The organism is Luteibacter rhizovicinus, assembly GCF_004342265.1.
Taxonomy (GTDB): domain Bacteria; phylum Pseudomonadota; class Gammaproteobacteria; order Xanthomonadales; family Rhodanobacteraceae; genus Luteibacter; species Luteibacter rhizovicinus_B.
In genome coordinates, this window is record NZ_SMCS01000001.1 from 438,188 (window position 1) to 450,889 (window position 12,702).

Below are 12,702 nucleotides of genomic sequence, written 5' to 3' on the forward strand. Positions count from 1 at the left end.
GCTGGAGATTGAGTCATGGCAGTTGCCAAGAGCCGCAAAACCCCGTCCACCCGCGGCATGCGTCGTTCGCACGACGCGCTGCAAACCGTGCAGCTGTCGACCGATCCGACCAGCGGTGAAGTTCATCTGCGTCACCACGTGACGAAGGATGGCTACTACCGTGGTAAGAAGGTCATCGACACCCGCGGTGCGGTTGAAGTCGAGGATTGATCGCGAGCCTGCGACGATCGGATACGCAGGCGGCGCGGTAACGCGCCGTTTTGCGTTTGAGGGATTGAAGCTTTAGGCCCTGCGTCGCCGTCCTTTGCGTCCGCGGTGCAGGCATTCCGCCCATTCAGGGGGAAACGGTTCTGAAATACGCCCGCATCATCGGCACCGGCAGTGCGCTCCCCGAGCGCGTCGTCACCAATGCCGACCTCGAAAAATTCGTCGACACGAGCGACGAGTGGATCCGTACGCGCACCGGTATCCGGGAGCGGCATATCGCCGCCGAAGGCGAAACCACCGGCGATCTGGCGTTTCTGGCCGCGCAACGCGCGCTTGAAGCCGCTGGCGTCAAGGCGTCCGAGATCGACCTGATCGTCCTTGGTACGACCACCCCCGATATCATCTTTCCGTCCACCGCCTGCCTGATCCAGCATCGCCTGGGTGCCAACGGCTGCGCGGCGTTCGACGTCAATGCCGCCTGCTCTGGCTTTGTCTACGCACTGGGTGTCGCCAACAGCTTCATCCGTAGCGGGCAGTCGAAGAAAGCGCTGGTCGTCGGCGCCGAAACGCTGACGCGCATGGTCGACTGGACCGAGCGCGAGACCTGCGTCCTGTTCGGCGATGGCGCTGGCGCGGTGGTGCTCGAAGCCTCCGACGAGCCGGGCATCCTGGCAACGCGCCTGCATGCCGATGGCGGGTTCAAGCACCTGCTGTTCAATCCGGTGGGTGTGTCGGCCGGTTTCAAGGACGAGCCGAACCATGGCGTCCGCATCAACATGAGCGGCCGCGAAGTGTTCAAGGTCGCCGTGAAGACGCTGGATTCCCTCGTGGAAGAGACGCTCGCGGCCGCGGGTATGCAGGAGTCGGAAATCGACTGGCTCATTCCGCATCAGGCCAACCTGCGCATCATCGAGGCAACGGCCAAGCGCCTGAACATGTCGATGGATCGCGTCATCGTCACTGTCGACAAGCATGCCAACACGTCCGCTGGTTCGGTGCCGCTGGCGCTGGATTACGCCGTGCGTTCGGGCAAGGTCCAGCGTGGCCAGAACCTGCTGCTGGAAGCATTCGGTGGTGGATTTACGTGGGCCTCGGCGCTTCTGCGTTACTAAATAGACACGACGAGGCGGCGTCATAACCGCCTCATGCCGCATCGCGGTGCTATCGCGAAAACTCACTGCGCCGCTCTGGGCACCTGCCTGCGCAGGGGGCGACGGTGAGGGTTGTTCGGGGTATCCGTAAACCCCCACCACACGCTCACGAATGGTGACGACGCGCCACCATGCTGGCACCATTCGCGGTTTCCGCTCTCCAGCGACTGCCCAATGACCTCATCCGTTTCCTCGCTCGCCTTCGTATTCCCCGGCCAGGGTTCGCAGTCGGTCGGCATGCTTGCCGATCTCGCCGCGGCCCACGACGTGGTTCGTGCCACGTTCGACGAGGCCTCGAAGGGTGCGGGTGTCGACCTGTGGTCGATGAGCCAGGAAGGTCCCGAGGCGTCGCTCAACAGCACCGAGAACACACAGCCGGCCTTGCTGGCGGCCAGCGTCGCCGTATGGCGCGTCTGGATGGCGACGGGCGGTCCGCGCCCAGCCCTCCTTTCCGGTCATAGCCTTGGCGAATACAGCGCGTTGGTCTGTGCCGATGCGCTCTCGCTGCACGATGCCGCCGCGCTCGTGGCAGCGCGCGGTCGTCTGATGCAGGCCGCGGTCCCGCCGGGCACGGGTGCGATGGCGGCCATTCTTGGCGGCGACGATGCCCAGATTGCCGAGGTTTGCGCGGAAGTGGCGCAGGGGCAGGTCGTGGCTCCGGCTAACTACAACTCGCCGGGCCAGCTGGTAATCGCGGGCGATGTCGCGGCCGTGGATCGCGCGCTCGCACGTCTTGCCGAGCTGGGTGTGAAGAAGGCCATCAAGCTTGCCGTCTCCGTGCCGTCGCACTGCGCATTGATGCGCGATGCGTCCGACGAGCTCGGCGAGCGCATGCGCTCCATCGCCTGGCAGCTGCCTTCGATTCCCGTCGTGCAGAATGCCGAAGCACGTATATACGACAGCGTGGACGACATTCGCTCCGCGTTGCAGCGTCAGCTCTATCTTCCGGTTCGCTGGACCGAATGCGTACAGGCGCTGGCCGCGGCTGGCATTACCCGTGCCGCCGAATGCGGTCCGGGCAAGGTCCTGTCGGGTCTAATCAAGCGCATCGACAAGTCCGTCGACGCGCGGCCGATCGGTTCGCCGTCGGAACTCGACGCCGTCCGTTCCGAATGGGCCGCCTGAGCGCGCCTTTCTCAATTAATCAGGAAGACACATGAGCTCTCTCAAGGGTGAAATCGCGCTCGTTACGGGTGCCAGTCGCGGTATCGGCGCGGCCATCGCGGAAACGCTCGCGGCGCGGGGCGCCACGGTGATCGGAACGGCGACCACCGAAAACGGTGCCGCCGCCATCGGCGAGCGTCTTGCGGCGAACGGCGGTCACGGCCGCGTGCTCGACGTCACGGACCCCGCGACGATCGAGGCACTGATCGACGGTATCGCGAAAGAGTTCGGCAGCGTGTCGATCCTGGTCAACAACGCGGGCATTACGCGCGACCAGTTGCTGATGCGCATGAAGGAAGACGACTGGAACGCGATCATCGAGACGAACCTGACCTCGGTCTTCCGTACGTCCAAGGCGGTGATGCGCGGCATGATGAAGGCGCGCAAGGGCCGGATCATCTCCATTGCGTCGGTCGTCGGCCTGATCGGCAATCCGGGGCAGGCGAACTACGCCGCCGCGAAGGCGGGCATCATTGCCTTCTCCAAATCGCTGGCCCGCGAAATCGGCTCGCGCGGCATCACCGTCAACGTGGTGGCCCCGGGCTTCATCGATACCGACATGACCCGTGCGCTGCCCGAAGAGCAGCGCGCGGCGCTGCTGGGTCAGATTGCCCTTGGCACATTGGGTGAGGCGCAGGATATTGCCGAGGCGGTGGCCTTCCTGGCATCGCCGGCGGCCAAGTACATCACGGGCGAGACAATGCACGTGAACGGCGGCATGTACATGCCGTAAAAGCCGTGGGTTGGCGCCGGGTGGGCCGGACGACAGGTTCGTTCAGGTTTGCCGGGGGTAGTCGCCAGCCGCCCGGTTTTAGGAGACAATCGTCATTTCGCGTCGACCTGATGGTCGGGGCGGTTACTTTGGATCGGTGGCGTTGGCGGCCTTTACGGTTAGCCACTACAATGCCGCCGGCTTTTTCCCTCGGGAGGTATTTGCAACATGAGCACCATCGAAGAACGCGTCAAGAAAATCGTCGTCGAGCAGCTGGGCGTCAAGGAAGAAGAGGTCACGACGAACGCATCGTTCGTGGACGATCTGGGCGCAGATTCGCTGGACACCGTCGAGCTGGTCATGGCGCTCGAGGAAGAGTTCGAATGCGAAATCCCGGATGAAGAAGCCGAGAAGATCACCACGGTCCAGCAGGCCGTCGATTACGTCAAGGCTCACGTCAAGGCCTAAGGGCTGATGCCCTCCTGGGAGTCGGACTGGCGTGGCCGGTTTCGATTCCTCAGCGACACGGAAGCTGCGCCATAAGGCGCAGTTTTCGTTTCTGCAAACTGTAACCTGCGCTCGCGTATGGTTACCGAGTTACTAGGAAGGATTTAGACGCATGAGCAAACGACGTGTGGTAGTGACCGGCATGGGTATCGTGTCGCCGGTCGGCAACGATGTCGCCACCGCCTGGAATAACGTCGTCAATGGCGTCAGTGGCATCGGCCCTGTCACCGCTTTCGACGCCAGCGCGTACGCTACCCGCATTGCGGGCGAGGTACAGGGATTCGATCCCGTTACAGCTTATTTCCAGGGTGTGAACGCTCCCGAGGATGAGCTGCGCTCGATTGGCAAAGATTTCAAGCGGATGGATCCATTCATCCACTACGGCATCGTCGCGGGCACGCATGCGTTCCGTCAGTCGGGCCTGGTGGTGACGGACGAGAACGCCGGTCGCATCGGTGTGGCCGCGGGCGCCGGTATCGGTGGCCTGCACACCATCGAAGCCACGGCGATCGAATTGGCCGAAAAGGGTCCGCGCAAGGTTTCGCCGTTCTACGTGCCGAGCTCGATCATCAACATGATCGCCGGCAACTTGTCGATTTATCACGGGATGAAGGGGCCGAACATCGCGCTCGTCTCGGCATGCACCACGGCTGCGCACAACATCGGCATGGCTATGCGCCTGATCCAGTACGGCGATGCCGATGCGATGCTCGCGGGCGGTGCCGAATTCGCGACCACGCCGACGGCCATGGCGGGCTTCTGCTCGGCCAAGGCGATGTCGACGCGCAACGACGATCCCAAGCATGCCAGCCGTCCGTGGGATACCGGCCGCGACGGCTTCCTGCTGTCCAACGGCGCCGGCATGCTCATGCTTGAAGAGTATGAGTTCGCCAAGGCGCGCGGTGCCAACATCCTTGCCGAAATCATCGGCTTTGGTATGAGCGGCGACGCATATCACATCACCGCTCCGAGCGGCGACGGTGCGGAACTGGCCATGCGTAATGCCCTGCACGATGCGCATCTCGATGCGTCTGGCGTGCAGTACGTGAACGCCCACGGTACGTCCACGCCGGTCGGCGATCGCGGCGAAGCGCGCGCGATCGCCAATGTTTTTGGTGATCACGCCAAGGCAAAAGACGGTCTCAAGGTCAGCTCGACCAAGTCGGTCACGGGGCATCTGCTCGGTGCGGCGGGTGGCGTCGAGGCGATCTTCTCGGTGATGGCTCTGCGCGACGGCGTGATTCCGCCGACGATGAATCTCGTCGACGTCGATCCCGAAGTAGCTGTGCTCGGCCTCGATCTGGTGCCCAACGAAGCGCGCCAGGCAAAGCTCGACGTCGTCGTATCGAACTCGTTCGGTTTCGGCGGCACCAACGGAACGCTCGCGTTCAAGCGCGTCTGATCGACGCTTGAGCTTCATCACGCGAGTACTGACCGGCCGGCGCGATCTCCTCGCGCCGGCCGCGTCATATCCGGAACGCTATCCCTGCCTGCTAGCCAGTGCGACGCGCGGCACGAAGCAGGCGCGCTACGACATGCTGCTTGCGCATGCCGGTGAGTCGCTGAGCGTGGCCAGCGATGGACGGTTGCGCGACGCGCATGGCGCCACGGTCGACGGCACGTTTCTCGACGCGCTGGATCGTGCGTGGCGGGACGAACGCACCGCGCCCACGGATGACGATCTGCCATTCCATGGCGGCTGGGCGATCTATCTTGCCTATGAACTTGTGGGTCAGATCGAGCCTTCGCTGAAGCTCCCCGTTGCCCGCGGCAAGTTGCCGGTGGCGCTGGCACTGCGCTGTCCCGCCGCGATCCTGGTCGACCACGTCAGCGAAACGACGATTCTGGTGGCCGAGGAAGGGCAGGAGGCGTGGCTCGACCGGATGGAAGCCGACCTCTCGGCTGCCAGCTTGCCGGCGCCGCTGGACGTTCCAAAACAGATCGACGAAGACGCGCCGGATGCTTTCCTCGACGGCGTGCTACGCATTCACGAACACCTGCGTGCGGGCGATGTTTTCCAGGTGAACCTGTCCCGGCAGTGGACGGCATCGTTCGCCGGCGATCCCTCGCCGTCGTCCCTGATGATGGCCTTGCGTGCCGCCAATCCGGCGCCGTTCGCCGGCATGCTGCAAGGTGCGGGATGGTCCGTCGTCAGTTCGTCGCCCGAACGGCTGGTCGAATCGCGACGCGGCATGCTGCAGACACGGCCCATCGCGGGAACGCGTCCCCGCGTCGACGGCGACGATCACGATGCCCGCATCCGCGAACTCACCGCGCATCCCAAAGAGCGTGCCGAGCACGTCATGCTGATCGATCTCGAGCGCAACGATCTCGGACGCGTCTGCGTGCCGGGCACCGTGGAGGTCGACGAGTTGATGGTCGTGGAAAGCTACGCGCACGTTCACCACATCGTGTCGAACGTCCGGGGCAGGGCACGCGCGGACGTCACGCCCGGGCAAGTCGTCGCGGCGACGTTCCCCGGCGGCACCATCACCGGTTGCCCCAAGGTGCGCTGCATGGAAATCATCGGCGCCATCGAGGGCGTGCCGCGCGGTGCCTATACTGGCGCGCTGGGATATCTCGACCGGAATGGCGACATGGATCTCAATATCCTGATCCGAACTTTCACGGTCGAAGGCGATCGCGTGTCCTGGCGCGCGGGCGCCGGCATCGTGACGGATTCGGTGCCGGAGCGCGAACTGGCCGAAACACGCGCCAAGGCGCGCGGTCTGCTTCGCGTGTTCGGTGGAACGGCATGAGCGACGACGCGCCGCGTCTGTCGGTCGACGGCCGTGCGGTCGACACGATATCCGTACGCGATCGCGGTTTCATGTACGGCGACGGTCTGTTTGAAACGCTGCGCATCGTCGACGGGCGTGTTCCGCTATGGGCGCGTCATGTGCATCGGCTGAGCGAGGGTTGTGCACGGTTACGCATGCCGGTGCCCGACGCCAATCATCTGCTGGGCTGGATACACCAGCTTATCGATGGCTGGGGCGATGCCACGTTGCGCCTGACGTTGAGTCGCGGCGAGGGCGCTCGCGGTTATGCCATGCCCGAATTTCAGCACCCCACTGTCGCGATGAGCGCGCAGCGGTCCGCGTTACCGTCCGCCGCGGCCTATCGCGATGGCATCGCGGTCCGGCTGTGCGAAACCCGGCTGGCCTTGCAGCCGGCACTTGCCGGCATGAAACATCTCAATCGCCTGGAACAGGTGCTTGCACGATCCGAATGGACCGGCGACACATGGGGCGAAGGTCTGATGCTCGATACGGATGGGCACGTCGTATGCGCCACGGCGGCAAACCTGTTCGCCGTTTTCGACGGCGAGCTGGTGACGCCGCCGGTCGATGCCTGCGGCGTGGCCGGCGTCGCGCGCGCGGAAATCCTCGCGCTGACGGGCGCAACCGTGTCCCGTCTGAACCCGGCTCGACTGCATGAGGCCGATGAGGTCTTCCTCACGTCGGCTGTTCGGGGCATTCTCCCCGTCCGGGTTTCAGATGCCCGCGAGTGGCGGACTGGACCCATCACGCGTCGATTGCAGGCGCACTGGTGCGATCTTGGCCTGCCGTTGCCGGGTGTAACGCAGGAATCGAACGAATGAAAGTACGCGGCATCGCCGTCTGGCGTGTCCTCATCGTGGTAGTCGTGTTGGGCATGGTGGCTGTCGGCACCTGGGTCGGTTACGACTGGCATCGCTTCGGGGGTGCGCCGCTGTCCATTGCGGCGCAGGGTCAGAGTATCGACGTGGCGCGCGGCGCTTCCTTCAAGGACATCGTCCGGCAGCTGAGGCAGCGCGACGTCTCGGATGCCTCGCCGCTGTACTGGCGTCTGCTGTCGTTCCAGATGCACGTCTCCGGCCGGTTGCATGCGGGCGAATTCGCGCTGGTGCCGGGCATGACGCCGCGCGACCTCCTGTCGAACATGGCGACGGGCAAGGTCATGCAGCGTAACGTCACGATTGTCGATGGCTGGACGTTCGCGGACATGCGTCGCATGCTCGCCACCGTGGACACGATCGCGCACGACACGGCCGGTCTCGACGACGACGCGGTCATGAAGCTGGTGGGCGCCGAAGGCGAGCAGCCGGAAGGCCGCTTCCTTCCCGAAACCTATGCGTACGTGAAAGGCGACACGGAGTCCGGCATCTTCAAGCGGGCTTATGCCGCGATGACGAAGACCCTCGACAGTGCATGGGAAAAGCGGGCGCCGGATCTGCCGCTGGCCACGTCCTACGAGGCGCTGATCATGGCGTCCATCGTCGAGAAGGAAACGGGACGGGCGGACGAGCGTCCGCGCATCGCCGGCGTATTCATGCGCAGGCTTCGCCTGCATATGATGCTGCAGACCGATCCGACGGTGATCTACGGCATGGGCGCCGCGTACGAGGGTAATGTGCGCAAACGCGACCTGACCACCGATACGCCTTACAACACCTATACGCGCTTCGGCCTTCCGCCGACGCCGATCGCTTTGCCGGGCCGGGCCGCCATCGAGGCGGCGCTGCACCCCGTCGACGGCACCGAACTTTATTTCGTCGCGCGCGGCGATGGCAGTCATGTGTTCTCATCGACGCTCGACGAGCACAATCGGGCGGTCGCCTGTTTTCAGCTGAAGCGTTGCCAGTGAGCGAATCCATGCCAATCACACGCGGTCGCCTCATCACCCTCGAAGGTGGCGAGGGTGCCGGCAAGAGCACGCTGCTCTCGGGCTTGCGCGAGTTGCTGCGCGCCCATGGCATCGATCCCCTGATGACGCGCGAGCCCGGCGGCACGCCCGTGGGCGAAGCCGTTCGCGCGGTCGTGCTGGATGCCTCGCGCAGCGAACTGTGTCCCGAGGCCGAGCTATTGCTGATGTTCGCTTCGCGAGCGCAATTGGTGCGCGAAGTCATCGCCCCAGCGCTGGCCGCCGGACGCTGGGTGCTGTGCGATCGTTTCACTGACGCCAGCTACGCCTATCAGGGTGGCGGTCGTGGGCAGCCTGTCGATCGCATTGCCGAACTCGAGAACTGGGCCGTGGCCGGTGTCGTACCCGACATCACGCTGCTGCTCGACCTGCCGGTGAGCACCGGCCGCGCGCGTGCCGCCGGTCGTGGCGAAGCCGACCGGATCGAGGTCGAAGCCGACGCATTCTTCGAGCGCATCCGGGATGCGTATCGCGCCCGTGCCGCCGCCGAGCCCGGCCGCTTCCGCCTGATCGACGCCAGTGCGACTCCCGACGCCGTGCTGGCGCAGGCCGGTGCGGCGCTTGCGCCGCTGTTCGGCGGAGTGACGTCATGACGCTGCGTCCCTGGCACGCGGAGGCATGGCAGCGCCTGCAGGCGCGTCGCGAGCGCGGCGCGCTACCTCATGCGCTGCTGCTTGCCGGCGCCGCCGGTCTGGGCAAGCGCGACTTTTTGCATACCTTCGCCCAGGGCCTGCTATGCCAGCAGCCTGCCGACGGCGTGCCTTGCGGCACTTGCCGCAGTTGCCACTTCTTTGTCGCGGGCACGCATCCGGATGTCGTGCAACTGAGCTTCGGTCTGCGCAAGGACGGCGTGCAGCGCAGTGAAATCGTGGTCGACCAGATCCGCGATCTGTCCCAGCGGTTGTCCATGTCCAGCCAGTTCGGCGGCTGGCAGGTCGCGACGATCGATCCGGCCGATGCGATGAATGCGCCGGCGGCCAATGCTTTGCTTAAAACGCTGGAAGAGCCGTCGCAGGCGACCATGCTGATTCTGGTGGCCGATGCGCCGTCGCGCCTTCCCGCTACCATTCGCAGCCGCTGCCAGCGGATCGATTTCGCCGTGCCTTCGCGCGACGAATCGTTGGCATGGCTGACCGCCGAAGGGGTGAAGGATCCCGCTGCGGCGTTACTCGCGGCGGGCGGCAATCCGGGCATGGCGCGCGACTGGGCGACCGATGGCGCCCTGAAGCAGCGCTCCGAAGTACGTGGCGACCTGCTGGCCCTGGCTACCGGGCGTGGCGACGCGGTCGAGATGGCCAAGCGCTGGCAGACCAACGACCCGTCGCGATACCTCTGGTTCGCGGCCCAGGCCGCGACCGACGAACTGCGCGCACGGGCCGAAGGCACGAAGTCGCCGCTGGAAAGTACCCTCGACGACGAGGCACTGGATGCCTGGTACGGTCAGGCCAATCGCGCACGGGACTCGCTGCGCGGTCCCCTGCGTGCCGACCTTGTCCTGCTCGAACTGCTTGCGGCCTGGCGTTGACGTTCATTTGCCGGGTCGTACCGTTCTAATCGTCCGAACGCGGCGTTGCCGCCGCATAAGGAGCCAAGCTTGACGACCGGGTTCGTCCTCGATGCCTCCACGCGCCTTCTCGTTGTCTCGCCTCATCCGGACGACGAATCGCTTGCGACGGGCGGTCTGATCCAGCGTGTGCTGGCGGCCGGTGGCCGCGTGGATGTGTTGCTGCTGACCGATGGCGACGACAATCCCTGGCCCCAGCGCTGGCTGGAACGCCGGATCGTGATCGACAACGAGGCGCGCAAGCGCTGGGGGACGCGGCGGCGGGGCGAGGTCGCGTCGGCGCTTGCGCGACTCGGCGTGGCGGCCGACCGGTTGCATGCCCTCGGCTGGCACGACATGGCGGTGACCACGGAGCTTCGCCGCCGGCACGGCAAAGCGATCGAAACCATCGGGGCGGTCCTGAATTCGGTTTCGCCCACCCTGGTAGTCATGCCCGCACTGGGCGATCGTCATCCCGATCACAGTGCCGCCCACGTCCTGTCGCGACTGGCGCTCGCGCGCAGCGGCCTTCCGGCTGAGGTTCTTACGTATCTGGTCCACGGCAAGAAGACCGAAGCGGACAAGATCGCACTCCCTGTCGATCCGGCCATACAGGCGGTCAAGCGGGAGGCCGTGCTGGCCCATGGAACTCAGGTGGCCCTGAGTCGCGGCCGTATGCTCGGGATCGCGGATCGGCCCGAATGTTTCGGAGGCATCGCGGCGGCCGGAACCGAACGGCGCCTGGCGCTGCCGTGGCGGCCCGCGCCATGGCTGCAAAAGCGTCTGCGGCTGGTTGCGGCCGACGATCGAGGTGTGATGGACATGGCCTGGAACGACGCGCCGCTGGAGCGGGAAGGGCAGGACTGGGTCCTGTTGCTTCGCGATGCGCCGGGACCGTCCTTCGTGAAGATGACCGCGGACCTGGATACGTTGTGGATTTTCGACAGGTGGGGGTGGGTGGCTGCTTGAGGGCATGGCCCCCACCTCGACCACCCTCTCCATCATTCCGGCGTGCGCCGGAATGATGGAGAGGGGGAGGGTGTGCGCCCTGTCACGTGTCGTGCCCACGGCCAAACTCAACGCTTGTAGCCACACCCACCCCATGGCTACGATGGACTCCACCCCGGGGACGCCATCGCATGACAACCACAGCTACCTCCCCACGTCAGGGCATCATGTCCCTCAAGGTCAAGGACGTGAACGCCCTCTACATCGCCTACATGCCCTTCCTGAAGGGCGGCGGCCTGTTCGCGCCCACCGCGCAGCGCTACAACCTCGGCGATGAAGTGGTATTGCTTGTGACGCTCATCGACGAGAACGAGCGGCTGTCCGTCGCCGGTCGCGTGGTCTGGATCACGCCCATCGGCGCCCAGGGCAATCGCACCGCCGGCATCGGCGTGCAGTTCAATGAAACGGGCGATGGCGAGGCGGCACGCGCCCGTATCGAGGCGTTGCTGGCCGGCACGCTCTCCTCCGAACGACCGACGCAGACGATGTGATCGTCGCCGTCACGCGGCGCGGAGTAACAGGGGTTGCTTACGATACCAGCGCCCTCTGACCGGGCGATGTGCGTCTTTGCACCAGATTGATCCGCTTTTAGCCCGTTAAAGGCTTGTCGGAATACCTGCACGGACTGGTACAATAGATCGGTTCCCAACTTTGATTGTGGATATCTGGAGCCGTCAGCGCACTCAAGGCGCGTGACCGGATCGATACGTTTTTGGATCGATTCGATCGGACGACTCTGGCGCCCCTAGCCGGACCGCTCGTCCCCCGCCGACGGTCACTGATGCGCCCGCATGGCGCGGAGGTACGCTGCATCGTGCTTGCCCAATACTGGCCCGTTCTGTTGTTCATCGCCGTTGCCGTCGGCCTGGGCATCGTCCTGCTTCTGATCGGCATGCTCGCCGGCCCGAGTCGACCCGACTCCGAAAAGCTCGCACCGTACGAGTGCGGCTTCGAAGCCTTCGAGGATGCGCGCATGAAGTTCGACGTGCGCTATTACCTCATCGCCATCCTCTTCATCATCTTCGATCTCGAAATCGCGTTCCTTTTCCCGTGGGCGGTGGTTTTCGACAAGATCGGCGCGATAGCTCTGATTGAAATGGCGCTATTCCTCGCCCTCCTGGTGGTCGGTTTCGCTTACGTCTGGAAGAAGGGAGCGCTCGAATGGGAGTGATGTCCAGCATCGACCGGGTGATGCACAACCCGGAGCCGCTCAACCTCGTCGACGATATCCTTCGTCCGGGTGGCGACAGTCCCGTTGTCCAGCGCGGTTTCGGTACGACCAGCATCGATGCCCTGATGAACTGGGCGCGTACCGGTTCCATGTGGCCGATGACCTTCGGTCTGGCCTGTTGCGCCGTCGAGATGATGCACGCGGGTGCCGCGCGCCTCGATCTGGACCGCTACGGCGTCATCTTCCGTCCCAGCCCGCGCCAGTCCGACGTGATGATCGTCGCCGGCACGCTGGTGAACAAGATGGCTCCGGCGCTGCGCAAGGTCTACGACCAGATGCCCGAGCCGAAATGGGTCATCTCCATGGGTTCGTGCGCCAACGGTGGCGGTTACTACCACTATTCCTATTCCGTGGTTCGCGGCTGCGACCGCATCGTGCCGGTGGACATCTACGTGCCGGGCTGCCCGCCCACGGCCGAAGCCCTGATCCACGGCATCCTGCAGTTGCAGAAAAAGATCCGTCGCACCCACACGATCGCGCGATAAAGGGCTGT

The 12,702-nt window shown here is 64.8% G+C and carries 15 protein-coding genes; all 15 read left to right on the forward strand.

Annotated features, from left to right (window positions below; translation table 11 throughout):
- Positions 1 to 15: 15 nt before the first annotated feature.
- The 15 genes from rpmF to EC912_RS02110 all read left to right on the forward strand — a co-directional run bounded on the left by rpmF (position 16) and on the right by EC912_RS02110 (position 12,694).
- A complete protein-coding gene (rpmF, locus tag EC912_RS02040; RefSeq protein WP_132141465.1) occupies positions 16 to 210 on the forward strand; it encodes a 50S ribosomal protein L32 in 195 nt (64 codons plus the stop codon).
- 140 nt (positions 211 to 350) lie between these two features.
- Positions 351 to 1,319: a beta-ketoacyl-ACP synthase III gene (locus EC912_RS02045; protein ID WP_132141466.1), complete on the forward strand. Its 969-nt coding sequence runs from the start codon at positions 351 to 353 to the stop codon at positions 1,317 to 1,319.
- Between the two features lie 213 nt (positions 1,320 to 1,532).
- A complete protein-coding gene (gene fabD / locus EC912_RS02050) occupies positions 1,533 to 2,483 on the forward strand; it encodes an ACP S-malonyltransferase (RefSeq protein ID WP_132141467.1) in 951 nt (316 codons plus the stop codon).
- A gap of 31 nt (positions 2,484 to 2,514) precedes the next feature.
- Positions 2,515 to 3,255 carry a 3-oxoacyl-ACP reductase FabG gene (fabG, locus tag EC912_RS02055; RefSeq protein WP_132141468.1) on the forward strand — a complete coding sequence of 247 codons (741 nt, stop codon included), beginning with the start codon at positions 2,515 to 2,517 and terminating at the stop codon, positions 3,253 to 3,255.
- A 207-nt stretch (positions 3,256 to 3,462) separates the two neighbouring features.
- Positions 3,463 to 3,702: an acyl carrier protein gene (gene acpP / locus EC912_RS02060; protein WP_132141469.1), complete on the forward strand. Its 240-nt coding sequence runs from the start codon at positions 3,463 to 3,465 to the stop codon at positions 3,700 to 3,702.
- 151 nt (positions 3,703 to 3,853) lie between these two features.
- Positions 3,854 to 5,143 carry a beta-ketoacyl-ACP synthase II gene (fabF, locus tag EC912_RS02065; protein ID WP_132141470.1) on the forward strand — a complete coding sequence of 430 codons (1,290 nt, stop codon included), beginning with the start codon at positions 3,854 to 3,856 and terminating at the stop codon, positions 5,141 to 5,143.
- Positions 5,144 to 5,150: 7 nt separating this feature from the next.
- Positions 5,151 to 6,500, forward strand: coding sequence for an aminodeoxychorismate synthase component I (locus EC912_RS02070; RefSeq protein WP_132141471.1), 1,350 nt, complete (start codon positions 5,151 to 5,153; stop codon positions 6,498 to 6,500).
- Positions 6,497 to 7,345: an aminodeoxychorismate lyase gene (pabC, locus tag EC912_RS02075; protein WP_132141472.1), complete on the forward strand. Its 849-nt coding sequence runs from the start codon at positions 6,497 to 6,499 to the stop codon at positions 7,343 to 7,345. The genes EC912_RS02070 and pabC overlap by 4 nt, the downstream gene beginning before the upstream one ends.
- A complete protein-coding gene (mltG, locus tag EC912_RS02080; RefSeq protein ID WP_132141473.1) occupies positions 7,342 to 8,370 on the forward strand; it encodes an endolytic transglycosylase MltG in 1,029 nt (342 codons plus the stop codon). Before pabC ends, mltG begins: the two co-directional genes overlap by 4 nt.
- Positions 8,371 to 8,378: 8 nt before the next feature.
- A complete protein-coding gene (gene tmk / locus EC912_RS02085) occupies positions 8,379 to 9,020 on the forward strand; it encodes a dTMP kinase (protein WP_132141474.1) in 642 nt (213 codons plus the stop codon).
- Positions 9,017 to 9,952 (forward strand): DNA polymerase III subunit delta', encoded by a 936-nt coding sequence (holB, locus tag EC912_RS02090; RefSeq protein WP_132141475.1) that lies wholly within the window; start codon positions 9,017 to 9,019, stop codon positions 9,950 to 9,952. Before tmk ends, holB begins: the two co-directional genes overlap by 4 nt.
- Positions 9,953 to 10,021: 69 nt before the next feature.
- Entirely contained in the window at positions 10,022 to 10,939 is a 918-nt protein-coding gene (locus EC912_RS02095; RefSeq protein WP_132141476.1) for a PIG-L deacetylase family protein, read from the forward strand.
- Between the two features lie 170 nt (positions 10,940 to 11,109).
- Positions 11,110 to 11,469: a PilZ domain-containing protein gene (locus EC912_RS02100; RefSeq protein ID WP_132141477.1), complete on the forward strand. Its 360-nt coding sequence runs from the start codon at positions 11,110 to 11,112 to the stop codon at positions 11,467 to 11,469.
- A gap of 323 nt (positions 11,470 to 11,792) precedes the next feature.
- Complete coding sequence (locus tag EC912_RS02105; RefSeq protein ID WP_132141478.1) at positions 11,793 to 12,149, forward strand: NADH-quinone oxidoreductase subunit A; 357 nt, start codon at positions 11,793 to 11,795, stop codon at positions 12,147 to 12,149.
- Positions 12,140 to 12,694 (forward strand): NuoB/complex I 20 kDa subunit family protein, encoded by a 555-nt coding sequence (locus EC912_RS02110; RefSeq protein ID WP_132141479.1) that lies wholly within the window; start codon positions 12,140 to 12,142, stop codon positions 12,692 to 12,694. Before EC912_RS02105 ends, EC912_RS02110 begins: the two co-directional genes overlap by 10 nt.
- Positions 12,695 to 12,702: the final 8 nt, after the last annotated feature.

Coding starts and splice junctions, on each gene's coding strand:
- fabF (WP_132141470.1), top strand. CDS start 3,854: ATGAGCAAACGACGTGTGGTAGTGACCGGCATGGGTATCGTGTCGCCG.
- mltG (WP_132141473.1), top strand. CDS start 7,342: ATGAAAGTACGCGGCATCGCCGTCTGGCGTGTCCTCATCGTGGTAGTC.
- holB (WP_132141475.1), top strand. CDS start 9,017: ATGACGCTGCGTCCCTGGCACGCGGAGGCATGGCAGCGCCTGCAGGCG.
- acpP (WP_132141469.1), top strand. CDS start 3,463: ATGAGCACCATCGAAGAACGCGTCAAGAAAATCGTCGTCGAGCAGCTG.
- pabC (WP_132141472.1), top strand. CDS start 6,497: ATGAGCGACGACGCGCCGCGTCTGTCGGTCGACGGCCGTGCGGTCGAC.
- EC912_RS02100 (WP_132141477.1), top strand. CDS start 11,110: ATGACAACCACAGCTACCTCCCCACGTCAGGGCATCATGTCCCTCAAG.
- fabG (WP_132141468.1), top strand. CDS start 2,515: ATGAGCTCTCTCAAGGGTGAAATCGCGCTCGTTACGGGTGCCAGTCGC.
- EC912_RS02110 (WP_132141479.1), top strand. CDS start 12,140: ATGGGAGTGATGTCCAGCATCGACCGGGTGATGCACAACCCGGAGCCG.
- fabD (WP_132141467.1), top strand. CDS start 1,533: ATGACCTCATCCGTTTCCTCGCTCGCCTTCGTATTCCCCGGCCAGGGT.
- rpmF (WP_132141465.1), top strand. CDS start 16: ATGGCAGTTGCCAAGAGCCGCAAAACCCCGTCCACCCGCGGCATGCGT.
- tmk (WP_132141474.1), top strand. CDS start 8,379: ATGCCAATCACACGCGGTCGCCTCATCACCCTCGAAGGTGGCGAGGGT.